Raw genomic sequence first — 25,135 nt, forward strand, 5'->3', positions numbered from 1 at the left:
TTTGGGTTAGGAAATGCTGGCTATTTTAAAGGCTTCGGCAACGGGGCCTAAGACTAAAACGGGTAGGAAGGTTAAGGCACCTAAAATGACGATAGCCCCGGCGGTGATACTGGTAAATAAAATGGTGTCTGTTCGCAAGGTTCCTGCGGTTTCGGGAACAGCTTGTTTGCGAGTCATATTATCAGCGAGTAACAACAAGGCAATAATTGGAATATAACGCCCTAAAAGCAGTGAAAAACTGGTGCTTAAGTTCCACCAAAGGGTATTATCGCTGAGTCCTTCAAAGCCGGAACCGTTGTTAGCCGCCGCCGAGGCATATTCATAGATAACTTGAGAAATTCCGTGAAAACCTGGGTTGGTAATTCCTGACAGGGTATCGGTAAAAGCGAGGGTAATTGCTGCGGGAATTAAAATGGCTATGGGATGAACCAGTAACACTACACTTGCCAACACAATTTCTCGTTTTTCGATTTTTCTACCCAAAAATTCGGGGGTTCGTCCGACCATTAATCCGGTTATAAAAACGGACAAAATCAGGAAGATAAACAGATAAGCGGTTCCGGTTCCTTGTCCGCCCCAAATAATTTGTAAAAACAGATTCGACAAGGTAGCAAAACCGCCCACAGGCATTAATGAGTCGTGCATTCCGTTCACTGCCCCGCACATTGTTCCGGTTGTAGCCACTGCCCAAAGTGCTGTTAATGCCCAACCAAAACGCACTTCTTCTCCTTCAAAATTTGCTGCGGATTTGCCTAAAATCTCGTTAACAATGGGGTTGCCTTGGTATTCACCAATCGCCGTAATTGCAATTAAGATTGCAAACAGAATAAATACCATCCAAAAGACTAACCAACCTTGTTTATGATTACCTGCCATAATGCCGTAAGTATGGATTAATCCGGCTGGAATAATCAGCATAATGACGGTTTCTAAGAAGTTGGTAAATCCGTTAGGGTTTTCAAAGGGATGTGCGGAATTGATTCCAAAAAATCCCCCGCCATTTTCACCGAGTTCTTTGATAATTTCAAAGTGGGCAACGGGACCGCGAGCGATATATTGGGTTGCGCCTTCTAGGGTGGTAATTTCCGCAGGTGCGGCTAAGGTTTCGGGAACTCCAGCGATGAGTAAAATAATCCCACCAATGATAGAAATAGGGAGTAATATTCTGGTAATGGATTGGGTTAAGTCAACGTAAAAGTTGCCTAAAGGTTTACCCGTTAGTCCGCGAATAAAGGCAATTGCAACTGCAATACCCGTCCCCGCAGAGGTAAACATTAAAAACCCTAACGCCAGCATTTGTGAGAAGTAACTGTAGGTTGTTTCTCCTGAATAATGCTGTTGATTTGTATTGGTAACAAATGAAATAGCGGTGTGTAGGGCTAAATCCCAACTGGGGGGGTTTAATTGAGTTGGGTTAAGCGGTAAAATCCCTTGCAATAGGAAGATTGAAAACACGAATATTCCCATCACAAGGTTACTAAAAAGTACCGCCCGAATATATTGCCAACCGTTCATCGAGTCTTTGAAATGAACTCCGCTTCCGGCATAAATAAACTGTTCAACGGGCTTTAATATTCGGTCGAGTGCGGTTCTTTGATGTAAAAAAACACGCGCCATATAAGCCCCTAAAAGCGGAGCAATTAGCAGCAAAATGAATAAAGTTAGAGCAATTTGAAAGAATCCTTGTAACATGGTTTGAGAAAATACTATTATTTAGATATTTGAGAAACTGACAAGGGTTTTAATTTCTTTAAACAAAGTTGTAATTCGGGTGAATACATGGGATTAATAGCAACAGCTAATAAAACGTCATCGCACTTAACTTCGGGATTTTCGCTCACAAAAATAACGTTATTTCCTCGAACTAATCCCAGCATTTGACATTCTTCTGGTAGAACGATATCTCTCAATCTAATGCCACAGTAACAACTCTTAAAACAAACTCTGATACTTACTGCTGTGGGTTTTTCTCGGTGCATCATTTTCCTGAAATAGCCTAAATTTGGCTATCGATAAAATAGTTGATAGCTTGATTATGCCGAAGATTTCACCAAAAAAGAAGGTATAGAGGCGAGTTAATTGGAAATTTATATTAACCTGTTTAAGCCGAAGAATATAGAAGCGTTTAGCTTGAAGCTAAACATCTATATCAGCAGGTATAGATTTGCCTAAACGCCCGGTTTGTTATTAAACTAGATAATTAATCGAGATCGGGCTATCGCCGATTATTAAACTCTTTTTGGTCATTCAATATGCAATTTAGATTACCCGCTTTCTTTCATCGTCTCTGGCTGTATCTTCCCTATACTCAATGGCTAATTGTACTGGTATTTGCGATTGTTATTGCTTTAGAATATTCCACTCCGCCGCCCTATGTGTTTGGCTATCTGTATATTGGGGCAATATTACTGGCTAACTCACACCTCAGTCGCAAAGCCACTGCACAAGTGGTCTTATTTGCGGTAATATTAACTGTATTAAACTTAGTCATACCGGGATTAGAAGCGATTTCACCTGCAACGGTTGCTAATCGTTTTATTGCTGTTACCGCTTTAATTGTCACGGGTTGGTTAAGTCAAAAAAACCGCAGCTACGAAGAAGCAATAGCCCGTCAACGAATGCAATTATTTGCCCAAAAAAAACTGATTCAATTACGAGAAGATTTTGCGTCTACTCTAACTCACGATTTGAAAACGCCCCTTTTAGGTGCAATTGAAACTTTAATCGCCTTTGAACAGGGAAAATTCGGCGCAGTTACTTCAACACAAACTAAAGTGATTGATATTATCAAACGGAGTCACCAAAATACTTTACAACTGGTGGAAACGTTACTCGATGTTTACCGCAATGATACGGAAGGTTTGCAGTTAAAACGAAAGTCTGTAGACTTAGTAATCTTAGCCGAAGAAGCGATTTCAACCCTAACAACTCTCGCTTCTAGTCGTCAAGTTTACATCCGTTTAACCCAAGAAAACTCCGATTTTCGTTCCCGATGTTGGGTGAATGCAGACCCCCTACAATTGCTGCGTGTCCTCGTTAACCTGATTTCTAATGGAATTAATCATTCTCGTCGCGGAAGCACTGTACAGGTGATGCTGATGGCGGATAATGGCGATTTTGTGGTAAAAGTAATAGATGAAGGTCAAGGCATTCGAGATGAGGAACTCCCGATGTTATTTGAACGCTTCTATCAAGGAAATGGCGATCGCCAAGCCAAAGGTTCGGGATTAGGACTTTACCTCAGTCGTCAAATTGTAGAGGCGCATGGTGGTAAAATTTGGGCAGAACAGCGATCGCCTCATGGTGCGATATTCTCCTTTCGTCTTTCGGCTGAAATTTCCTCTGCGATGGCGAATTCTTAATTAATGAACCCCAAACCGTTAAACATTTTATTAGTAGAAGATGACGAATTATTTCGTCTCGGTTTAGTCACTCGACTTCAGCAAGAAGGAGATATTCTAATTGTCGCAGAAGCCGAAGATGGAGAAACAGCCGTAGAATTGGTGAGTCAGTATTCGTTAAATGTCGTGATTTTAGATGTCGGACTTCCCGGAATTGGTGGCGTAGAAGCCTGTCGCCAAATCAAACAAAAACAGCCCTTACTTCCGGTTTTAGTTTTGACTTCTCACTCTCAAAAACCTCTGATTAATCGCTTAATTGAAGCCAAAGCACAAGGGTATTGTTTAAAAGGAATTGCACCGGAAGCATTAATATTAGCCATTCGTTCGGTAGCCGCAGGTGCTTCTTGGTGGGACCCGATGGCGACTCAAGAAATACAAGAAACCTTTGGACGATTTGCAGAGGTTCCAGAAGGTTCAGAAGCATATTCTGCGAGTAATCCTTTAACGAAAAGAGAACAGGAAATATTAGCTTTAATTGCTTCGGGTAAATCTAATCAAGAAATAGCTGATATTTTGTATATTGCACCGGGGACTGTACGAGTTCATGTGCATACTATTTTGAAGAAATTAAATGCACGCGATCGCACCCAAGCGGCTTTAGTTGCTATACAAAAGAAACTGGTTGCAGCGAATTTTTTGGAGTAAAGCCGAAGCATTGATTCTCATCAACTTTGAAGCGGTTTGATTTTCGACAAAAGATAGACAGATCGGCGATCGCTTCTCTTGAGAAAAAGGGATTTGTGCCGGAATGTTACAGATTGTTGCATTTGTTCACAAAAATGAGACGTAAACCCCGTGATCCCCTAATCTGAAGGATGGTATAGTGATGCCAATATATTCCCTTGTTATCAAGGGATGGCTTAACAGCCAGATGAAGTTATCAACGTTAACTTTGAGATTAAGGAGATTTTAAGTGGCGCTTCCTTTATTAGAGTACACACCCATTAGCCAAAATGTACGGGTTGCAGGATACGAAGTCGGGAGTGATGAACAACCCAAAAAGTTTTCGTCTGAAAATTTACCCTCTGGGGCGGAATGGGACGAATTAATTTGGGCGGCTTATCGCCAAATTTTCAGTGAACACCAGCTTCTCAAGAGCAACCGTCAAAAGATTTTGGAGTCTCAGCTTAAATTTGGTCAAATTACCGTGCGAGACTTCATCCGGGGTTTAGCAACCTCTGATCCTTTCCTGCGGTTCAACTACCAAACCAACAGCAACTACCGTTTTGTGGAAATGTGTGTTCAGCGCATTTTAGGACGGGACGTTTACAGCGAACGGGAAAAAATCGCTTGGTCTATCGTTGTTGCAACCAAAGGGCCATTAGGCTTTATCAATGCCCTGGTTGAAAGTGATGAGTATCTCGAAAACTTTGGATATGATACCGTTCCCTACCAACGTCGTCGGGTTCTCCCCCAACGTAACCAGGGAGAAACACCGTTCAACCTGAAAACCCCTCGTTACAACGAGTATCACCGCAATCAGTTAGGTTTCCCTCAAATCGTTTGGCAAACCACTGTGCGTCGCTTTGTTCCTCAAGAGAAGCAAGTCAAAGCAGGCGATCCTTCAATGTTCTTGGGTATGGCGCGGGAAGTTTCTCCCGGCGTCAATAAAATCACCCAAGTTGCAGTCGGTAACATCAATATTGAGATGATGGTTCCCTACCGCAAAAAATAAAGCTCTAACGATTAATTAGAAGAGCAATTTTTGAAGGTCGTTGATTGTCGCTGTCAGGAGTTAGAAGTTAGGAGTCCGTTGCTTAGTGCAGAAGACGCTTAAGGTTTAGCACTTGACAGCGACTATTTTATTTTTACAAGTTCTATAAAAAAGAACGCACAACACCATTGAGATCAGATTCAATCGGAGTTCCTAACGCTTTAAATTTCCACTGTCCGTTCTCTTTATAGACTTCTCCCATCAACATGGAAATTTTTCCATCATAAGAGGGTTCTCCAGACAAGCTATAACGAGCAATTTCAATTCCCGCCGCATCTACAGCCCGCACAAATGCGTTTTCAATCATCCCAAAGTTTTGCTTTCTAGCCACTCCCTCATAAATATTCACCCCCAAAACAATGCGTTCATAGACTTCGGGAAGGCTATTGAGATAGAGAAAAATCTGTTCATCATCGCCATGACCTTCGCCTGTGAGGTTATCTCCTGAATGAACAACCGTTTTATCGTTAGATTGCAAATGAGCGTAATAAATCACATCTTCTTTGTAATTTTTTAACTTATTATTTCTCCCCAATAAAAGAGCATATCCATCTAAATCAAAATCTACCGTTTTACCCAGTAATCCTTCAATTAATCCTTTCGGTTTGGCGACATCCCAACCGAGTCCCATTGTCAATCTCGATAAATCATATTCACTTTTATCGAGAACGATGCTTTGCCCTTTTTTTAAGTTAATTGCCATTTTTCTGAAAATATTATATTGAGCAATATTCGGGTTATAACCTTGCCTAAAACCTCTCTACTGTTGTTACACGTACTTGTCTACAAAGCTTTGTAAACCTGCATTATAACCCTGTCCAACCGCTTGAAATCGCCATTCGCCATCTTTTCGATAAAGTCGGCCAAATTCAACTGATGTCTCTCTAGAAAAGTCTTCCTCTAAATCATATCGGGTGACTTCAGTATTGGTTTCCGAATCATAAATTCGGATAAAAGAGTTACGAACCTGTCCGAAGTTTTGGCGGCGTTGATCAGCTTCGTGAATGGTGACAACAAAAATCAATTCTTGAATGGCGGAATTAATTTGAGTTAAATTAATTTCAATCGTCTCATCATCTCCACTCGCTTCGCCTGTGCGACTATCTCCTAAATGTTTGACTGAACGATCAGGAGAGAGTAAATTATTGTAAAACACAAAGTATTCATCCTCGGGAATTTTGCCATTTTCACCCAGCATAAATACAGAAGCATCCAAGTCAAATTCCCCGCCCGTATCGGTAACATTCGCATCCCAACCTAACCCCACTCCGACTTTTTTGAGTCCGGGTGCTTCTTTAGCCAGGTTGATTCGTTCTCCCTTTTTGATGTTGATTGACATAGTTCTAACTCAATCTTTACCCTTTACTCAAAGTCTTTATCTAACTAGGCGTACTGAGCTACATAAGCTTCTAAATCAGAATTTGACCCTTGTCCAACAGCTTTAAATTGCCACTCATTTCCCTCTTTAGACAACCGTCCGATTTCCACAGAAGTTTCTCGGGAAAAATCTTCTTCTAACTCATAACGGGTGACTTCAGTTTGGGTTTCTTCATCATAAATTCTGATCGATGAATTTCTCACTTGTCCAAAGTTTTGTCGGCGGGCTTCCGCTTGAAAGATCGTGACAATAAACACTATTTCTTGGATAGAACTATCGACTTTTTGCAAGTCTATTCTGATGGTTTCATCATCACCCTGACCTTTTCCGGTGCGACTATCTCCCGATGATTTCACCGCACCATCGGCTGATTCTAGGTTATTATAAAAGACAAAAAACTTTTCACTGGGAATTTTACCATTAGCTCCCAACATAAACACCGAAACATCCAAATCAAAATCAGTGCCGATCTCAGAAGAATTGACATCCCATCCCAGTCCAACTCCTGCTTTTTTCAAGCCCGGAGCTTGCTTGGATAGATTAATGCCTTCACCTTTTTTGAGGTTAATTGTCATGTTTTCTCACTCAATTTACTCAAACAACAAGCGTAACGTCCAATTCTAGCTTCAAGGAAGGACTCACCAATATTAACAGTTAATCCGGTTTCAACCTAACGAAATCTTTTCAGTCCAAAATGTTAACATCGAAAGGTCTAACACCTGCCCCTCGCTTCAGAATTAGCCTGTGTGTATCCCGTTCTCTAGGTCGGTCTACGACCACTCTAATTGTAGCGTAGACGTCTAATCTTGCGACTCAGCTTTTGAAATTCAGGTTGACTCTAACGACGATACAAAGCCTGATATTCAGCTTCGGTGAGCCAATCTTGATCACTCTCGACTCGATCTAAAAACAGGATTCCTTCGAGATGGTCATATTCATGCTGAAAAATGCGAGCTACAAAATCCGTCAGTTGCTGTTGCTGAAGCTGACCATTTCGATCCCTGTATTCAACCTCAATCGTTTGAAATCTGGCAACCAGTCCCCGTATTCCTGGAACACTCAGACAGCCTTCCCATCCCTTTTCCTGTTCAGTCGAATGACTAACAATTTTCGGGTTAATCATGGCGGTTGGTTCCATCAACGGCGCCTGGGGATAGCGAGGATTAGGACGAGAAGCAACAATAAACAGGCGATCGCTTTGAGAGACTTGGGGCGCGGCAATTCCCACACCGTTAGATTTTATTGTAGTAGCAATTAAATCATCAATCAGGCTTTGAAGACGAGGATCTGAAATTTCAGTAATCGCTTCAGCTTGACGACGCAATACTGGATTTCCCAGTTGAGCAACTTGTAACATATCAACCCTAAAACTCAGATCTCAAAAAATAAGGTAGGCACTCTTGTAACAGGTGACTGGTACGGGTAATTTATGAAGCCACTCCTACAACTGTTAACTGTAAAAACTGATAACTGATTACAATTGTGGGGGTAGATTTCCGGTCATTACACTGAGCGTTAGATTCTGCCCATTGCGGTTAAGTTCCACTTGCAGAGAACTACCGACAATTTTATTTTGAACGATCTGCTGCACGGTTTCGGATTTGCGAACCGATTGACTATCAACTTTTTGAATCACGTCTCCAGGTTGAACTCCTGACTGTTCCGCCGGAGAACCAGGAACCACATTCACCACCAAAACCCCTTCATCTGTGGAAATCGGAGAAGGTAATTCCGGGTTCAGTCGGCGTTTAACTTCTGGAGAGAGCGTCACCATCTCAATCCCCAAATAAGCGTGTTCAGCGCGACCTGTGGCGATTAACTGTTGAGCAATTTGTTGAGCCTTGTTAATGGGAATGGCAAACCCTAGCCCTTGAGCGCCGCTAATAATCGCCGTATTCATCCCGATCACTTCGCCTTGAGCGTTGAGCAGTGGCCCGCCGGAATTTCCGGGGTTAATCGCCGCATCCGTTTGAATAAAGCCGATGCGCTTATCAGGAACACCCACATCGCTACTAGAACGACCTGTAGCGCTAATAATTCCCACCGTTACCGAGTTATCTAAACCCAAGGGATTGCCAATGGCAATCGCCCATTCTCCAGGGGCTAGCTGTTCAGAATCTCCGATGCGAACATTGGGTAGATTATTGGCATCAATTTTAATCACCGCCACATCCGTCACCGAATCTGTCCCTAAAACTTGACCTTCAAATATTCGACCATCCTTGAGAACAACTTGAACAGTATCGGTATCCTCAACCACATGGCTGTTCGTTAAAATATGACCTTCTGAACTGATAATAAATCCTGATCCGGTGCCTTCCTCGGTGGGGGACTCATCAGGTAAACCGGGCGGTTCTCCAAACCCAAAAAACTCATCGGGAAACGGCTGATCAAAGCGATCTAAACCTCGGCGACCCACCCGCCTCGAAGCGTTAATTCGGACAACGGCAGGCCCTACTTGTTCAACCGCCGACACGATAAAGTTGGAGTTGGCGGTTTTGGGAATCGGAAGTGGGGATTTTTGGGCAAACCAAGCGGGTGAATTGGCAGTTAAATCTTCTTTTTCGGAGGGCGTGGGAACTGGGGCGAGTTCCTCTCTGGGGCTGTCTTGCGAGGAGACAATAGTCTGGTTCTCTATCCACCGTTCACCCATGAGAGCGGCTCCGGCTCCAGTGAGCATCAGCATCAGATAGAGTATGGGTTGCTTCCAAAAAACTTTTTCCGTTGTACTACTCATCGCCAGATTATCCGATTGACTAATAGGATTCGTTAACAGGTGTCGGGTCTTTCAGGAGTTAAACCGTTTGAGCCACCATTATAGAGAGCAGTTGTTCAATTGCTTCTCTCAACTGTAACATTATCGCTGCCGGAACAATCGGTTTTTTAACTGAAAGCCTGATTTTTGCCAGCTTCGAGAGTCGTGAAGTGATGGGTTCAACGGTTGAGCTAGGCGTGATTGAGGTGAATCCATTAAACTGGTATTTTTTGTAGACTCGAATGGCAGGCTGTGTACGGGTCTATTGTCCCACAGTGTCCCAACCCTATTCAAATCGGAACTTAGCAGTGGAAATTTCCCTTGAAAGTTTATGGCATCAAGTCTTAGACCGTCTCCAGGTGCAACTGGGTGAACCCACATTTGACACTTGGATCAAAACAGCCAGTCCTGAACGTCTCGAAAGTCATTGTTTGGTGATTCGCACGCCGAACCCTTTTGCTCGCAATTGGTTACAAAAACATTACAAGGAAATCATCGGCGAGGCGGTTCAAGATATTTTAGGCTATACGGTTGAAATTTATGTCACGACGGAAACTGAGACGAGTCTAGAAAATGTTGAAGCCCAACAACTCATCTGGCCGTCTCATGTCGCTGAATCTCCCGCTACTCAACGACTTAAACCGACGAACCTCAATCCTAAATATCAGTTTTCTCGCTTTGTTGTCGGGGCGAATAGTCGTTTAGCTCATGCGGCGGCGTTGGCGGTGGCTGAGTCTCCAGGACGAGAGTTTAACCCGTTATTTTTGTGTGGCGGTGTGGGTTTAGGCAAAACTCATTTGATGCAAGCGATTGGACATTATCGGATTGAAATTAATCCCGATGCTAAGGTTTTTTATGTTTCGACTGAAAAGTTTACAAATGATTTAATCGCGGCAATTCGCAAAGATAGTATGCAAAGTTTCCGAGAACATTATCGGGCGGCGGATGTATTATTAGTTGATGATATTCAGTTTATTGAAGGTAAAGAATATACTCAAGAGGAATTTTTTCACACGTTTAACACATTACATGAAGCCGGACAACAGGTGGTTCTCGCGGCTGACCGTCCTCCGAATCAAATTCCTCGCTTACAAGAACGGTTATGTTCTCGCTTTTCGATGGGGTTGGTGGCTGATATTCAACCGCCTGATTTGGAAACCCGCATGGCAATTTTGCAGAAAAAAGCCGAATATGAAAATGTACGCCTTTCTAAAGAGGTGATCGAATATATTGCGACTCGTTACACCTCTAATATTCGCGAACTTGAAGGGGCATTAATTCGGGCGGTTGCTTATACTTCTATTTCGGGTTTATCGATGACAGTAGAAAATATTGCTCCGGTTCTTAATCCGGCTGAAAAGCCGGAAGAATCTTCTCCTGAAGCTGTTATTCAAACGGTTGCAGAAACGTTTAAAGTCTCTGTTGATGATTTAAAAGGGAATTCTAGACGCCGAGAAATTAGTGTAGCGCGTCAGGTGGCGATGTATTTGATGCGACAACATACGGATTTGAGTTTGCTGAAAATTGGGGAATTATTTGGAGGAAAAGACCATACAACCGTGATGTATTCCTGTGAAAAAATTGCTCAGTTGCGTAATCGAGATCTCGAGTTAGCACAAACCCTCAGACAGTTGAGTGATAAAATTAACTATACTAGCCGATATCACTAACCTTTCTTCAAAGTTTCCCCCGGCTTGATCGTTTCTACCAGGGGAAATCTTCAATTGATAAACGTGCGAAACCCTTGATAACAACTACTACTGAGGAGCCTTCACTTCTAATATCCCTGAAGTCGAAAAGACCACTTCAAACACCGTCGCCGCTTCCGTTGCTGTCGCGTCAGACTTCACCAAGGTAGGAAGGGGTGTATTGTTGACGTTGTTTTTAGCAACTTGAGTTTTGGGTTCGTAGCTGATAATCTCACCATTGCTATTCAGCTTCACCACATAGGCTGAATCTCCTTCAACCGGAGAACTCCAAGCTGAGTCAATTGTATTATAGAGAGTCTGGCTTAACTCGGTTGTATCCACGCTTGAGGGAGCCGCCGCAGTGGTTGTTTGTCCAGTTGCCATCTCTGGGGTAGATGCGGCGATTTCACCGTCTCCTGCTTCGCCTGCGGCGGGGTTGAGGGTGTCCGGTTGGGTGGGTGGGGTTGCTGTAGGATCTGTAAGATCTGCGGTGGGTTGAGTTGTCTCAACGTTAGGGGAAGCAGTGGGTACTGATGTCGTCGGAGAGACAGGCGGTAAACCGGAGGGGTTAGAAGCAGTTGGATCTGTTGTCGGCGCTGTGACTCCGGGCTGAGTGGTTTGTAATTGAGAGGGGGAAGCCGTTGGATCTGTTGTTGTTGCTCCTGTGACTCCAGGCTGAGTGGTTTGTAACTGGGAGGGGGAAGCCGTTGGATCTGTTGTCGATCCTGTCACCCCAGGCTGAGTGGTTTGTAACTGGGAGGGGGAAGCCGTTGGATCTGTTGTCGATCCTGTCACCCCAGGCTGAGTAGTTCCTAATTGGGAAGGAGAAACGCTAGAGTTTGTGTTTGTACCCATGTCGGTTTGTGGGGTAGCCGATGTAACAGAAGTCGGAGTTTCGATGTCTTCAACAACGATTACACTGGGTTCGGTGGGTGCCGATGGGCTGAGGGATTCTACTTCTTCACTATTGCTGCTGAGGGTTTCCGGGGAGGGACTCGCCATTAGAGAACCCACCAATGATCCTAACACCACTAACGCTAACGCCACCTTGGAAGCAATTTGAACCCCAGGCGAGAGTGGTGATGTCGCGACGGATTTTACGGGCGATAGGTGACTGGTGTGCTGGGTTTCTGATGGAGTAGACGATGAATCATATTTTGTCTGCATATTTAACACCTCTGCTGTTCTAAAATAAGAATTGGGTGCTATTCTTACACATTTCCAGTCCCTTTCTCATTCCTACCCGGTCGGGTTTGCCGAAATTTTCAGTCTGGTGTTCTGATTGTTCCTCAGATTAACGATTGTCAAAGTTGTCTAGGATACAATTTTTCGGTGAATTGGAGTGGGTAGCGATCGCCGACTGGGGATCGTTGAGAGGTTGATGATTCAGCCGTCTCGCCCCTTGGCTTGTCGTCTGATTTCCCTAGCAATCAGGACAAACTGACAACAGCACTTAAAATTTCTCCCTCCAGACAGTCTTTGTTTTTTACCGATTAACTTAAGAAATTATTGATCTTTAATCTTTCCAGAGACTCGCCTCATGGGGAATAAAATCCGTTGAAATGGCGGACATCGGTAGCAGTGCAATCGGCACCAGTCCCATCGACAAGGAAGTTAACACAATGACTAAAACGAGGTTGAAGCGATCGCTCGGCTGAGATTTAATCCGATAGTCGTATTTTAACTGTTCTTGAGTATTCATTCCTAAGTTCCCCTTGCTATTGTCCTCTGTGACTCTTTTTTAGTTTATCGAATTTTTTGTATTCCAGAATACAGAATTAAAAATCCGTTACAAAAGCTACAGTTTAATAAATAGGGGACAGGGGACAGTGAGCGTAGGGGCGGGTTCTGCAAAAATCTATGCTTCCCAGAAACAACATTAATAAACCCGCCCTTGACAGTGAGCGTAGGGGCGGGTTCTGCAAAAATCTATGCTTCCCAGAAACAACATTAATAAACCCGCCCTTGAGTAGAAACCCGGTTTCTTCAAGAAACCGGGTTTCTGGTTTGTACCTCATAGGAGCGTACACCGCTATAAACCCGCCCTTGACTGAAAAAACGGGTAGGGGTAAATTCATGAATTACCCCTACTGCATAACGGATAACTGCCTTAACGATGCCAGACGGTTTCTCCACCGGGGCGATCAATTAACGTAATTCCCGCTTCTTTCAAGCGATCGCGAATTTGATCACTTTCCGCATAATTTTTCGCTTGACGGGCATCGAGTCGTTTTTGAACTAAAGTTTCGATCTCGGCATCACTCAACCCAGATACAGCATCAGTTTGGGTATCCTCCGTCTGAACTTCTAACCCCAACACCTTCGACAGTTGTACCAAAGTCCACCAAGTTTGCTGAATGTCTTCGAGAGGCGTTTCCGTTTTGCCTTCGTGAGTGATCACATTTCCTTCCTTGCGTAACTCCTTCGCCAGTTCAAACAGAACCGCTAATCCCCCTGACGTGTTAAAATCATCATCCATCGCAGTTTGGAAGCGTTCAACGGCATTCTTGTCAAGCTGAGAATATTTTTTCTTGACGGTGCTTCTCCCTCTTAATTTATCTACTACAAAAATCCACGATTCTCGTGTGTTTTGATACAAAATTCGACAGATAGCGAAAAATACGAGAGCAGGAAAAATGGGCTTTTTGGATTTATCATCATCGTTTATAGACTCTGTTGTGTTGCTATTAACAACCCACCCCAATTTTTCAGCAAATTGAGATTTAAACAGCAGTCCCTCTTTAAACGTATTCCAGCCATTTTCTGCTGATGCGATCGCCTCTGAGGTAAAGTCTAATGGCTTGCGATAATGGGCTTGCAAGACAAACAACCGGATTGCCATCGGATCAACCTGTTCCAATAATTGGCGAATCGTGGTAAAATTTCCCAAAGATTTTGACATCTTTTCCCCGCCGACTGTGACCATGCCGTTGTGCATCCAGAACCGGGCAAGCGGTTCACAGTTCGCTGCTTCTGACTGAGCAATTTCGTTTTCGTGGTGAGGAAAGACTAAATCACCGCCTCCGCCGTGAATGTCTATGGTTGAACCCAGGAGTCGCCGCACCATTGCCGAACATTCTATGTGCCAACCGGGGCGCCCTTCTCCCCAAGGAGACTCCCAAGCGGGTTCTCCGGGTTTAGCGGCTTTCCAAAGGGCAAAGTCGGAAGAATGTTTCTTTTCCCCCTCGGAAGCTGAGACTCGCCCACTGGCACCTGCAAGCAGTTGATCTTGCTTGCGTCCTGAGAGTTTACCGTATTCAGGAAATTTTTCAACACTGTAGAAAACATCGCCATTGCTGGCGTAGGCGTAGCCCTTTTTTTCTAATTGTTGAATGAGTTGATAAATTTCGGTAATATTTTCAGTTGCGCGAGGATAGGCATCAGCATCTCGAACGTTTAAGCGGCGCAAATCTTCATAATAAGCCTGAATAAAGCGCTCAGATACGGCTTCCATTGAAGAGTTTTCAGCTTGAGCGCGATTGAGAATTTTATCATCAATATCGGTAAAGTTCTGCACGTATTTAACGGTGTATCCTAACCATTCTAAATAGCGACGCACCACATCCCAGGCAATATAGGAACGGGCATGACCGAGATGGCAATAATCATAAACAGTTACCCCACAGCAATACATTTTAACTTGTCCGGGTTCTAGGGGGATAAAGGTTTCTTTGCTACGACTTTGAGTGTTATAAATTTGGAGAGACATTCTTTACAGTGAACAGTGAACAGTGAACAGTTATCAGTGATTAGCTAACAGTTAGAAGTGAACAATGTAGGAGGATGTTTGATTTTAATGAGAGTTTATATATGATTAATTCATCCTTTGATAAACCTTCAATCAAACTCACCTAAACGTTTAAAGTTTTTGAGCGTAACGGAATTAAAAAAACAACTTCTGACTCCGGTATGACAAGCGATGCCTCCAACTTGGTCTATTTTAATTAACAATACATCGGCATCACAATCGTAGTAAAGTTCTTTAACAATTTGAATATGCCCGGATGTTGCCCCTTTATGCCAGAGTTCACCTCGAGAACGACTCCAGTAGTGAACTTCTCCCGTTTCGAGGGTTTTTTGCAGGGCTTCGTGATTCATCCAAGCCATCATCAGAACGGTGTTATCTTGATAGTCTTGAGCGATCGCGGGAATTAATCCTTGTTGATTAAATTTTAGGGTTTCTATCCACAAATAGTCTTGATTAATCATCTCTTTTTCAACGAAAGCTGCGGCACGGGTAAGGGAGATCAGTGTTGAGTTTCTGGGGGATTAAGCTTTAGTTTTGATCGCTTTTTGCTGCATCGTTTTAAAGATGTTGTAAAATCCGTTCGCTCGTGAGGGAGTCAGACTGGCTTGTAGGCCTGTTTCTTGAATAAAATCAGGAGTAACGTTTTCAATTTCGGGGATAGATAGTCCGTTTAATCCTTGAATTAATAAAGCGACTAATCCTTTGGTTAATTGGGAATCTGAGTCTCCTTGAAATTGCACTTTGCCGAAATCATCTAAATCTGCAATCACGTAAACTTGAGACACACAGCCAGGAACTTTATTGTCTGAGATTTTAGCATCGGCGGGAAATTCAGGCAATTTTTGAGCGAGTGTGAGGAGTTGTTCATAGCGCAGTTTGTTGGAAGATGCGCGTTTGAACCGTTGAACAATGCGATCAAGCGATGGCGGTAGGGGTGTTGCAGTTGAGGACATGATCAGCAATTTTTTTAGACCTTATCTTTCTCCAGTCTAACTGAAAGCGGGGTTTGAGATAGCAGAAAATTGAGGTAGCCCGAAAACGAAAGATGCACTTCCAGATGATAAAGTTAGCTACAAATCGGAGGCTTGAGGTTTAGACTCGGATCAGATTGACAGAGGAGTTGAGAGATTTCAGCCGCCGGAACAGGGGGACAGAAGAAGTATCCTTGAGCAAGATCGCAGTGAATGGAACGTAAAAAAGCCAACTGTTGGGGGGTTTCGACGCCTTCAGCGACGACTTGGAGTTTGAGTCCTTTACCCAAAGCGACAATGGTTTGAGCGATCGCGGCATCATTGGGATTATCGACTAAATCTTTGACGAAAGAGCGGTCAATTTTCAGGGTATTCAGGGGAAAATGTTTGATGACGTTGAGGGATGAGTAGCCAGTGCCAAAGTCATCGATAGTGATGTGTAAGCCCATCTCTCGCAATTCTTGTAAAATTTTGATGGTGAACTGTACATCCTGCATCGCAGCACTTTCAGTAATTTCTAACTCCAGATATTGGGGATCGATTTCGGTTTCTTGCAGGGTTTGCAGAATAATTTTGATCAGATGAGATTGATGGAATTGTCGGGCGGATAAATTAACCGCAATTCTTATAGGCGGAAAACCCTCAGCCAGCCAGGTTTGATGTTGAATACAAGCGGTTTGTAAGACCCACTGTCCAATGGGTGCAATTAAACCAATTTCTTCGGCTAAGGGAATGAATTGATCCGGGGAAACGAAACCAAGTTGGGGATGTTGCCAGCGAATTAAGGCTTCTAAACCCACGATACAACCTGTGGCAATTTCGACTTGGGGTTGATAATAGAGGAGAAATTCTTCTCGGGCGAGGGCGCGGCGCAAGTCTCGTTCAAAGGCAAGTTGATTGAGTGCTTTGTGGTGCATCTCTTCGGCAAACAGTTGATAATTGTTGCGACCTCGCTGTTTGGCGCGATACATGGCAGCATCGGCGTGTTTGAGAAGGGTTTGGGCATCTTCTCCATCATAGGGACAGAGGGCAATTCCTAGACTGGCTGTGACATAGAGTTCTTGGTTATCGATCACGAAGGGAATGGTGAGTTTATCGAGGATTCTCTGAGCAATTTTGGTGATTTCTTCTGATGAACTCAGATTAGGGAAAAGCAGGGTGAATTCGTCTCCACCCCAACGGGCGATGGTGTCACAGTTTCGTAAACATTGCTTGAGGCGAATGGCGACTTGCTGCAACAGTCGATCTCCGGTGGCGTGGCCAAGGGTATCGTTAACGACTTTAAAGCGATCGAGATCTAAAAAGGCGACCCCCAGAATTTCTGGATACTGTTTGCTGTTGACGAGGGCTAGAGCAAGCTGTTCATCGAAGAGGAGGCGGTTGGGAAGGCGAGTCAGGGAGTCATGGGAGGCTTGATAACGCATAATCGACTCGACTCGTTTTTGAGCGATCGCCATGTAAAGATGGAGTCCGATGGATTTAGCGAGTTTTAGTTCTTCAGGACTCCACTGAGGGGCTTGATCGAGTTTTTGTTCTCGCCAAGCTTCAAAGGAACAACGAGGCTTTTGGTTGCGTTCGTCGGGACTGTGACGACCTGCCCAGTAGACTTCGCTGTTATAGCCGTTACGAAACAGGGTGAGACAGCCGACTTGTGAGGAGTAAAACTGGAGGGGAATTAAGGCAATAGAACGAATCTCGGTTCCCTCAAATGCTGGGGCGAGGGGTGCGAGATCCTGATCCGTTTGCAAATCTTCTAGGGTGAGGAGGCGATGGGTTTGTTCTCCGAAATTCCAGGTGGTTAATTGTTGGTGATTGAGTAGGTCTTGGCTATATAACTTCGACTGTTGTAAAGAGTGGGTTTCTTTGAGTTCACTCTTGGGTTTTCCGATGGAATGAATTAATTTTTCCCAGAGTGGAATTTCTTCGAGGAAGGATTGACGGGGTTGAGGCCCGACGGTGTAAAGTTGTGCGGAGATGCCTGTGGGTTCGGCGATGATGTACAGTCGCCCTCCAGAGGCATTCAGGGCGGCTACGGTTTCTTCTAAAACACGCTGACGAATTTCGTTGCTGGACAGAGGACAGTGCAGCAGTTGGCTGACTTGATTGATGATTGCTTCATAATGGGCTTGTTCTCGGGTGCGCCGTAGAAGGTCTGACTGGGCGATCGCAACGGAGACTTGATCGACGATCAGTTGCAGGATTTGCAGTTCTCGCTCTGTGTAGGGACGCGGTGTTTTATGATGAACTGCTAACAGCCCCCAGAGTTGCTTGTTGTACAGAATCGGAGTCACCAGTGAGGCTTGTACACCCATTGCGCTTAAATACTGCACATGGCAAGGATCGACGGTGGCGTAGCGGATATCTTCTTGAGGGAGTTGCTCTCCGGTTTCTGGACTGTCGAGTTGATTGGTGATTCTCCGTTGAGCGGCTACGTCTACGATTACTCGTTGTCTGGCTTTGATGAACAGATGGCGATCGCGACTGGGGATGTCTGTGGCTGGAAACTTCAAGTTTAACAGTGAAGGAAGGTTTTTGTCTTTGATGGATTCGGCAATCACTTCTCCACTGCCATCTGCATCAAAACGGTAAATTTTCACCCGATCCACATCTAAAAATAAACGGGTTTCCTCCACAGTTGCGTTGAGGATTTCTGGCAGTTCTAGAGATTGTCGAATCCGGTTGGTAATTTGATGGAGAAAATATTGTTGATGTGGCATTTATGATCTTTTCTTTTGCTTTAAAAGAGTTTGTTTTAGGACGGGTTTCTGTCAAACTGTATCTTTTTTTATACTTTAAATTTTATCAATTTTTTTGATTTTGGTCAATTTCATCTAATATTCAAGCAAACTATAACAAACTGTTGAGAAAAATTATTAATTCTTCATCTAAAAAAAGCCAAAGACTTTTTTCCTTGGCTTGAAGGTGATTCAGTTTGAAAGTTGAGGAGACTCTATCTAGTGGAGAATTAAAGCCACTTCTTTGGCAAAATAAGTTAAAATTACATCAGCACCTGCTCGTTTCATGCTGGTGAGGGTTTCTAGCATTACTTTTTTCTCGTCAATCCAACCCTTTTGTCCGGCTGCCTTAATCATGGCATATTCTCCGCTAACATTATAAGCGGCAACGGGAAGGTTAGTTGCTGAACGAACTAAATGAATAATATCTAAGTAAGCCAGTGCGGGTTTAACCATCACCATATCTGCCCCTTCTGCGATATCTAGCGCCACTTCCGTTAAGGCTTCGCGGGCGTTGGCTGGGTTCATTTGATAGGTTTTTTTATCACCAAATTTCGGGGCGGAATCTAGGGCATCCCGGAACGGGCCATAATAAGCTGAGGCGTATTTAGCAGAATAGGCTAAGATGCTAACATTCGTATAACCTGCGGCATCTAACCCCTGACGAATGGCACCGATACGCCCATCCATCATATCAGAAGGGGCAACAATATCGGCTCCCGCTTCGGCTTGAGAAACGGCTTGTTTGACTAACACTTCGACGGTTTCATCGTTGAGGATTTCTCCTTCGTCACTAACGATGCCATCGTGACCTTTGGTTGAAAAGGGATCAAGAGCAACATCCGTCACAATCATTATATCAGGAACTTCTTGTTTAATGGCGCGAACCGTGCGTTGAATTAATCCCTCGGAATTGTAGCTTTCGGTTCCGGCGTTGTCTTTTTTGTCTTCGGCGACAAGCGGAAAAAGTGCGATCGCCGGAATCCCTAAAGCATGGGCTTCTGTGACTTCCTTCAACAGTAAATCTAACGTATAGCGGTAGCTTCCGGGCATTGAAGCCACTTCGACTTTCGTATTTTCCCCTTCCATGACAAACAGGGGATAAATTAAGTCATTAACCGTGAGTTGAGTTTCACAAGTCATGCGTCGCAGAGCATCGGTACGACGAAGACGACGAGGGCGTTGGACTAGATTTAAGCGAGAGGAGTGACTCATAATAGATCTCAAAAATTGCGTTAGAAATGCTAACTCTGAGCTTGAAAAACTGTGGCTTTAATTCTCAGTTTGATCTCAGTCTGATCAAGTTGATCATTATTGCATCTGTTGAATCCCTTAAAATTCTGCCGATACAAATCCATACAATTGTGTGAATAAGTATGAAAATCTCTTGACTAGGGAGAAACTTTCCCGTTCGGTAAAATTGCCCCGGTTAGATCCACATCTCGCAAATTCGCACCTCTGAGACTAGCACCTTTGAGGTTAGCCCCGCGCAAATTGGCACCTTGTAGATAAGCATTTCTGAGATTGGTGTCTTGGAGGTTAGCTCCCCGTAAATCAGCACCTTGTAGGTTGGCTTCCCTCAGATTAGCATCTTTGAGATAGGCACCAATCAGGTTAGCCCGCTCTAAATTTGCGCCTTCGAGGTTGGCTGATTCGAGGTTAGCATCTTCTAGAATAACGCCTTCTAAGATGGCATCGGTTAAGTCAGCTTCTTCTAAATTTGCGCCTTTGAACTTGGCATAACCGAGTTTGGCTTTTGCTAATATGGCATTTTTGAGGTTAGCCTTTTCGAGTTGAGCAACCCAGAGTTTAGCTTCTGTTAAATCGGCGTTTTCTAAATTGGCTTCGATCAGTTGAGCATCGCCGAGAGTGGCTTTTTGCAGGTTCGCTGAACTTAGATCTGTACGAGTGAGTCGGGCTTTAGTCAGATTGGCTTGTTGGAGATCTGCTTGATGTAGATTCGCTTCTTCTAAGTTAGCGCCGAGTAAGAGGGCTGATCCGAAGTTAGCTTGACTGAGTTTAGCGGAGGCGAGGTTGGCATTTTCGAGTTTAGCGCCACGCAGATCTGCTTGTTGTAAATTGGCATCCACAAGTTGAGCTTCTCTGAGGTTAGCTTGCCAGAGATTGGCGCCGGTGAGATCGGTATTGGTGAGTTTGGCCCCCATAAAGTTGGCATAACCCAGGTTAGCGTTTTTGAAGCTAGCATAACCCAAGTCAGACCCTTGCAGGTTGGCACCACGCAAGTCGGCTTTTTCGAGGTAAGCATTGGAGAGATCGGCTTCTCTGAGGTTAGCTTTCCAAAGGTAGGCGTCTCGCAGGTCAGCCGATCGTAGGTTCGCACTACTGAGATCACATTCTGGACATTGACGAGTGTTGAGGGTTTGCTGCTGTAACTGTTGTTTTTTCTCTTGTTCTGAAGGCGTCTGCTGGCGGGACTGTTCGGCTTGTAGGCGATCGCTGAGTCGATGATTTTCCCGCCCGATGCTAATGGCGATCAGGGTACTCAATACAGCTAGACTCGCCAGTAGGGTGATCCCGACTAAAGTGATTGTTTTCTGTTGAAAGAAGGGAACCGCAGAGGGGGATTTTTCCAGGGGAGAGGTTATGTTGGGACGAGCTAAGGCTTGCAGGGCTTTCACCGCAGTCGTTTTCTGCTCTATGGGATGTTGTTTGGAGTGAGGTTCTACCATGTTTTGCTGTTCTTGAGTAGATTGCGATTCGGCTCTGTTGGTACTAGAGACGGTGCAACCCGATGCTATTTTTAGGACTCGAACCACCGTCTTTCTTAGACTATCAGGATTAGAGGCATCCATCAACAGTTAACAGTGATCAGTGACCAGTCACCAGTGAACCAAGCTAAAAACCCCGGTGCGCGATAAAGTTACCGGGGTTTTGAGTCGAATTTTCGTTTTTTGAACTTTACTTGAGGTTGAATAATTGTTTGTCTTGCCTTGATGATAACACCAAATGAATTCCGATATCTATCTAATACTATTTAGGATTTGTGATATTCTGATGAAACTCAAAAATCCACACCTCCTCACAGTAATAATTTGATTAACAGTCTGTGAAAATCTCAGTGATTCTACGGATGCGATCGCCAAGTTCTGCTACAGGGATGATCGGGGAAATCTCCTAAACTGTAAAGGATTCTTAAATTCTATCAAAAAACTCGATCTGAAACCCAGAGGGAAGTCACATCGGAAAAAATATAACCTGGTCTTAACCTAATTGGGGGAGTTATTTAGCTAAACTTAAATTGATCTATTATCTTGATTCAAAGCTGGATTAAATGATTGAAGAACTTTCTTGAGATCAAAAAACATCCGGTTTAGGCGAGCGATCAGTCCAGTATTTGCATATAAAAATCCCCGTTTATTATGGTTATGATGTCAGAATCTTTATTCTCTACTTCCTCTGTTTTTTTAACGCAAGAGATCCATTTAGAATCAACGGTACAAGATCTTCCCCTGTATAGTTTTCAAGTTGATCTGGAAGAACCCGGAATTAGTTTGACTCGCATTTTTGAAACCCATCGATTTCTTCCGGGTATCATCCTGACTGATCAAGGAAAGTTTGTCGGAATGATTTCTCAGCGTAGATTTATCAGAATGTTGAGTCGTCCCTATGGACGAGAACTGTTTTTAAATCGTTGTATTCGATTATTACATCGTTTTGTGACGGATGAATTGTTAATCTTATCCGGTAATACTCCGATTTTAGAAGCAGCTAATAGAGCGGTTAAAAGAGATACAGAAATGCTGTATGAACCGATTGTTGTTCGTCTGTTTCCTGAAGAATATCAGGTGCTTGACACTCAACAGTTATTATTGGCTCAATCTCATCTTCATCAACTCGCAACTCAGTTACTCAAACAAAAAACACAAGCACAATTAATTCAAACAGAAAAGCTAGTTTTATTAGGTCAAATGGTCGCTGGAATCGCTCACGAACTAAGAAACCCTCTCAATTGTATTTCGGGAAATTCTAAGTTTATTCAAGATAGTTGTCAGACTCTATTAACGGTTTTAGGGGTTTATGAAAAGAAGTTTCCCGATGCTGAAAATGAAGACATAAAACAGTTTAAAGAAGAGCTAGATATCGAATTTTTAAAACAAGATTTGCCGGATTTAATTAAAAGTATTCAACTGTCTTCCGAACGGATGAATCAACTGGTTAGTAGTCTACGAAGTTTTTCCTATATGGATGGCTCCCATCGAAAAGAAACTGATATTCACGAGTGTTTGGACAGTACATTATTAATTCTAAAAAATCGTCTCAAGATGGGAATTACAGTCATTAAAAATTATCAAAATCTTCCTTTAGTTCCTTGTTATCCCGGACAGTTAAGCCAGGTTTTTATGAATTTAATTGCCAATAGTATTGATGCTGTAGAAGAACGCCTAAAAACAGATAGGGATGAATCTCCTGAAGTTAGAATTCAGACGGAAATCAAACAATTATTAGATTCAGATGATCAGATTAAAGACTACATTTCTATTCAAATCGCTGATAACGGTTTAGGAATCCCTGTAGAAATTCAAAATAGAATTTTTGAGAGCTTTTTCACGACAAAACCAGTCGGAAAAGGAACAGGACTCGGACTCGCTATTAGCCATCAAATTATTGTCGAAAAGCATGGCGGACAATTGATTTTAAATTCTACACCGGGAGTAGGGACTGAATTTGAGATTTTGTTACCGCTAAAACATGACAACGAATCAGATGAACGCTAAGGTTTATAAATTCTATTGAGAGGGTGCATTCTTCGACAATAAAGCAAAATTCCGATGAGTTTATGACGGGAAAGTTGAGGAGAAATGAGTAAAGAAACAAGAGAAACCAGACTCATTCTCAACAAACGATATCCCAACACCCAAAAGTTTGTATGTTTTTCTAAGCTGAGAAGATAACTGTAAATACTTTGCTGAATTTTTAAGGGTTGATTTTGCTTCGTAATGGATGAAGGTTGATGAATGACTCGAATTTCTGAAGACATCACCACTTGATGTCCTTGTTTTCCAGAGCGCAAACAAAAGTCAAAATCTTCGTAATATAGAAAATAATCGGGGTCAAACTGAGGACATTCAGAAAATCGTTTGAGATTAATTAATAAACTACATCCTGTTACCCATTTCATGGTAATATAAGGTAGATTAGATTTCTGATTTTCTGCGATCGCATCTAAAGCAATAATTTGTCCTGTTTTTGCGTTAAACTCTCCACCCCCAAACCATATTTTTCCCGTCGGTTCATTAACAATTGTTCCTAAAATCGAAATATCAGGATAGGCTGTGAAAAACTCCATTACTTGTTTCAAGCTATTTTCTGTTAAATACGCATCGGGATTAATTAACCAAACAATGGCTTGAGGATTTTGTTGATAAACCCAATTTAATCCAATATTACAAGCTCGACCAAAACCAATATTTTCTGGAGAATCTAGAACAGTAACCCACTCAGTTTTCAAACCATAAATCGAGCTATCATCTGGAGAATTATTAACGATGATAACTCGATAATTGATTTCATCTTGAACTGGAATTGAGTTAATTAATTGCTCAATTAATGAAGTTGAGTAATAATTAACCGTTATCCAGTAAATCATGTGAGTTCAATTTGACAGTCATCTCCAATCATAAACCGCATGGCTTTGGGACGTTGAGGACTGGTTGTTAATACAGCACGTCGTCCAACTAATGTATCTACAATTCGAGGATGAATATTGACAATTTTTGACCCTTTTAAAATGACGCTATGCTCTAATTCTGCCTCAATAATGGTCACTTCATCGGCTATACTACTATAGGGGCCGACAAAGCAGTTTTCTAAGTGACAATTCTCGCCAATCACAACAGGGCCACGAACACTACAGTTAATTAATTTACTTCCCGAACCAATTTTAACCCGTCCGATAATTTGAGTTTTTTCATCGACTTCACCCTCGTTAGAAGGCTGAATACATTCATCGAGAATAATCTGATTCGCACTCAAGAGATCATCTTTTTTCCCGGTATCTAACCACCACCCATCTAAGCTACGGGCTTCAACTTTTTTCTCAGTTTCAATCAGTTTTTGAATGGCATCGGTAATTTCTAACTCGCCCCGAGGGGAAGGTTGAATATTTGCGATCGCATTATGGATCGTTTTATCAAAAAAGTAAACCCCCACCAAAGCTAAGTTTGAAGGAGGAACTTTCGGTTTTTCAACTAACTTTAAAACTCGTCCTTGTTCATCGACGACTGCAACCCCAAAAGCGGTAGGATTTTCAACAGTTCGTAGTAAAATGAGGGCATCGAGTTGTTTAGATTTAAACTGTTCAACAAAAGGATTCAATGGATTTTGAATCAGGTTATCTCCCAAATACATCACAAAGGGAGAATCCCCTAAAAAGAATTGAGAGATTTTAACCGCATGAGCTAAACCTGCTGGTTGATCTTGTAAAATATAGGTAATATTTGCACCAAAACGTTCTCCATTTCCCGTTACCGCTTTGACTTCTTCTCCAGTTTCGGGACTAATCACAATCCCTATTTCGGTGATACCTGCGGCAACAATTCCTTCAATTCCATACCATAAAATCGGCTTATTCGCAACAGGAACAAGCTGTTTTGCTCCTGTATAAGTCAAAGGACGAAGACGAGTACCTTTACCACCAGAAAGAATGAGTGCTTTCATAAAAAAATCTCAGAATTTGTCAAGTCTTTGATGTTTGCACGGGAAATGTTAAGCTCGTTTTTGGGTA

22 protein-coding genes are annotated in these 25,135 nt (G+C 43.0%); 5 read left to right on the forward strand and 17 right to left on the reverse strand.

Annotation, left to right across the window (positions count from 1 at the left end; genetic code table 11):
• Nucleotides 1-6 precede the first annotated feature (6 nt).
• Both kdpA and VB836_RS16210 read right to left on the reverse strand, forming a co-directional pair.
• Nucleotides 7-1,692: a potassium-transporting ATPase subunit KdpA gene (gene kdpA, locus VB836_RS16205; protein ID WP_323220676.1), complete on the reverse strand. Its 1,686-nt coding sequence runs from the start codon at nt 1,690-1,692 to the stop codon at nt 7-9.
• Between the two features lie 17 nt (nt 1,693-1,709).
• Complete coding sequence (locus tag VB836_RS16210) at nt 1,710-1,877, reverse strand: hypothetical protein (RefSeq protein WP_160315393.1); 168 nt, start codon at nt 1,875-1,877, stop codon at nt 1,710-1,712.
• Nucleotides 1,878-2,252: 375 nt separating this feature from the next.
• On the opposite strand from VB836_RS16210, the gene VB836_RS16215 reads away from it, so the two are divergent.
• From VB836_RS16215 to VB836_RS16225, 3 genes are all read left to right on the forward strand, one after another.
• Nucleotides 2,253-3,362 carry a sensor histidine kinase gene (locus tag VB836_RS16215; protein WP_046279692.1) on the forward strand — a complete coding sequence of 370 codons (1,110 nt, stop codon included), beginning with the start codon at nt 2,253-2,255 and terminating at the stop codon, nt 3,360-3,362.
• 3 nt (nt 3,363-3,365) lie between these two features.
• Nucleotides 3,366-4,046 carry a response regulator transcription factor gene (locus VB836_RS16220; protein WP_046279691.1) on the forward strand — a complete coding sequence of 227 codons (681 nt, stop codon included), beginning with the start codon at nt 3,366-3,368 and terminating at the stop codon, nt 4,044-4,046.
• A 268-nt stretch (nt 4,047-4,314) separates the two neighbouring features.
• On the forward strand, nt 4,315-5,076 hold the full coding sequence (locus VB836_RS16225; RefSeq protein WP_323220679.1) for a phycobilisome rod-core linker polypeptide: 762 nt from the start codon (nt 4,315-4,317) through the stop codon (nt 5,074-5,076).
• Nucleotides 5,077-5,218: 142 nt separating this feature from the next.
• On the opposite strand, the gene VB836_RS16230 is transcribed toward VB836_RS16225, so the two are convergent.
• From VB836_RS16230 to VB836_RS16250, 5 genes are all read right to left on the reverse strand, one after another.
• Nucleotides 5,219-5,818 (reverse strand): TerD family protein, encoded by a 600-nt coding sequence (locus VB836_RS16230; RefSeq protein ID WP_323220680.1) that lies wholly within the window; start codon nt 5,816-5,818, stop codon nt 5,219-5,221.
• A 66-nt stretch (nt 5,819-5,884) separates the two neighbouring features.
• Nucleotides 5,885-6,454 (reverse strand): TerD family protein, encoded by a 570-nt coding sequence (locus tag VB836_RS16235; protein WP_323220682.1) that lies wholly within the window; start codon nt 6,452-6,454, stop codon nt 5,885-5,887.
• 44 nt (nt 6,455-6,498) lie between these two features.
• Nucleotides 6,499-7,068, reverse strand: a complete 570-nt coding sequence (locus VB836_RS16240; RefSeq protein ID WP_323220684.1) for a TerD family protein — start codon at nt 7,066-7,068, stop codon at nt 6,499-6,501.
• A 263-nt stretch (nt 7,069-7,331) separates the two neighbouring features.
• Entirely contained in the window at nt 7,332-7,850 is a 519-nt protein-coding gene (def, locus tag VB836_RS16245; protein WP_046279686.1) for a peptide deformylase, read from the reverse strand.
• Between the two features lie 117 nt (nt 7,851-7,967).
• Nucleotides 7,968-9,230 carry an HhoA/HhoB/HtrA family serine endopeptidase gene (locus VB836_RS16250; protein ID WP_046279685.1) on the reverse strand — a complete coding sequence of 421 codons (1,263 nt, stop codon included), beginning with the start codon at nt 9,228-9,230 and terminating at the stop codon, nt 7,968-7,970.
• A 326-nt stretch (nt 9,231-9,556) separates the two neighbouring features.
• On the opposite strand from VB836_RS16250, the gene dnaA reads away from it, so the two are divergent.
• Nucleotides 9,557-10,918, forward strand: a complete 1,362-nt coding sequence (gene dnaA, locus VB836_RS16255) for a chromosomal replication initiator protein DnaA (protein WP_046279702.1) — start codon at nt 9,557-9,559, stop codon at nt 10,916-10,918.
• An 87-nt stretch (nt 10,919-11,005) separates the two neighbouring features.
• Here dnaA and VB836_RS16260 read toward each other — a convergent pair whose 3' ends face one another.
• The 8 genes from VB836_RS16260 to VB836_RS16295 form a co-directional block, all read right to left on the reverse strand.
• Nucleotides 11,006-12,103, reverse strand: a complete 1,098-nt coding sequence (locus VB836_RS16260) for a hypothetical protein (protein WP_323220686.1) — start codon at nt 12,101-12,103, stop codon at nt 11,006-11,008.
• Between the two features lie 349 nt (nt 12,104-12,452).
• Nucleotides 12,453-12,638, reverse strand: a complete 186-nt coding sequence (locus tag VB836_RS16265) for a hypothetical protein (RefSeq protein WP_323220688.1) — start codon at nt 12,636-12,638, stop codon at nt 12,453-12,455.
• Nucleotides 12,639-13,046: 408 nt separating this feature from the next.
• Nucleotides 13,047-14,645 carry a cysteine--tRNA ligase gene (gene cysS, locus VB836_RS16270; RefSeq protein WP_323220690.1) on the reverse strand — a complete coding sequence of 533 codons (1,599 nt, stop codon included), beginning with the start codon at nt 14,643-14,645 and terminating at the stop codon, nt 13,047-13,049.
• 128 nt (nt 14,646-14,773) lie between these two features.
• The gene (gene hisI, locus VB836_RS16275) at nt 14,774-15,145 is read right to left on the reverse strand and encodes a phosphoribosyl-AMP cyclohydrolase (protein ID WP_323220692.1); all 372 of its coding nucleotides are present in this window, start codon (nt 15,143-15,145) and stop codon (nt 14,774-14,776) included.
• A 60-nt stretch (nt 15,146-15,205) separates the two neighbouring features.
• A complete protein-coding gene (locus VB836_RS16280) occupies nt 15,206-15,637 on the reverse strand; it encodes a SufE family protein (protein ID WP_323220694.1) in 432 nt (143 codons plus the stop codon).
• Nucleotides 15,638-15,750: 113 nt separating this feature from the next.
• Nucleotides 15,751-18,372, reverse strand: coding sequence for a bifunctional diguanylate cyclase/phosphodiesterase (locus tag VB836_RS16285; protein ID WP_323220695.1), 2,622 nt, complete (start codon nt 18,370-18,372; stop codon nt 15,751-15,753).
• Between the two features lie 237 nt (nt 18,373-18,609).
• Nucleotides 18,610-19,605: a porphobilinogen synthase gene (hemB, locus tag VB836_RS16290; RefSeq protein WP_323220697.1), complete on the reverse strand. Its 996-nt coding sequence runs from the start codon at nt 19,603-19,605 to the stop codon at nt 18,610-18,612.
• 176 nt (nt 19,606-19,781) lie between these two features.
• Nucleotides 19,782-21,203, reverse strand: coding sequence for a pentapeptide repeat-containing protein (locus tag VB836_RS16295; protein WP_323220699.1), 1,422 nt, complete (start codon nt 21,201-21,203; stop codon nt 19,782-19,784).
• Between the two features lie 567 nt (nt 21,204-21,770).
• Here VB836_RS16295 and VB836_RS16300 point away from each other — a divergent pair.
• Nucleotides 21,771-23,126, forward strand: coding sequence for a sensor histidine kinase (locus tag VB836_RS16300; RefSeq protein ID WP_323220701.1), 1,356 nt, complete (start codon nt 21,771-21,773; stop codon nt 23,124-23,126).
• Here the strand turns inward: VB836_RS16300 and VB836_RS16305 are convergent.
• Together VB836_RS16305 and VB836_RS16310 are read right to left on the reverse strand one after the other, a co-directional pair.
• Nucleotides 23,123-23,998 carry a glycosyltransferase gene (locus VB836_RS16305; protein ID WP_323220703.1) on the reverse strand — a complete coding sequence of 292 codons (876 nt, stop codon included), beginning with the start codon at nt 23,996-23,998 and terminating at the stop codon, nt 23,123-23,125. The two genes, VB836_RS16300 and VB836_RS16305, sit on opposite strands and share 4 nt — an antisense overlap.
• Nucleotides 23,995-25,068 carry a glucose-1-phosphate thymidylyltransferase gene (locus VB836_RS16310; protein WP_323220705.1) on the reverse strand — a complete coding sequence of 358 codons (1,074 nt, stop codon included), beginning with the start codon at nt 25,066-25,068 and terminating at the stop codon, nt 23,995-23,997. The genes VB836_RS16305 and VB836_RS16310 overlap by 4 nt, the downstream gene beginning before the upstream one ends.
• Between the last annotated feature and the right edge of the window lie 67 nt (nt 25,069-25,135).

Origin of the sequence: Limnoraphis robusta BA-68 BA1 (assembly GCF_034932365.1) — a bacterium.
GTDB lineage: Bacteria > Cyanobacteriota > Cyanobacteriia > Cyanobacteriales > Microcoleaceae > Capilliphycus > Capilliphycus robustus.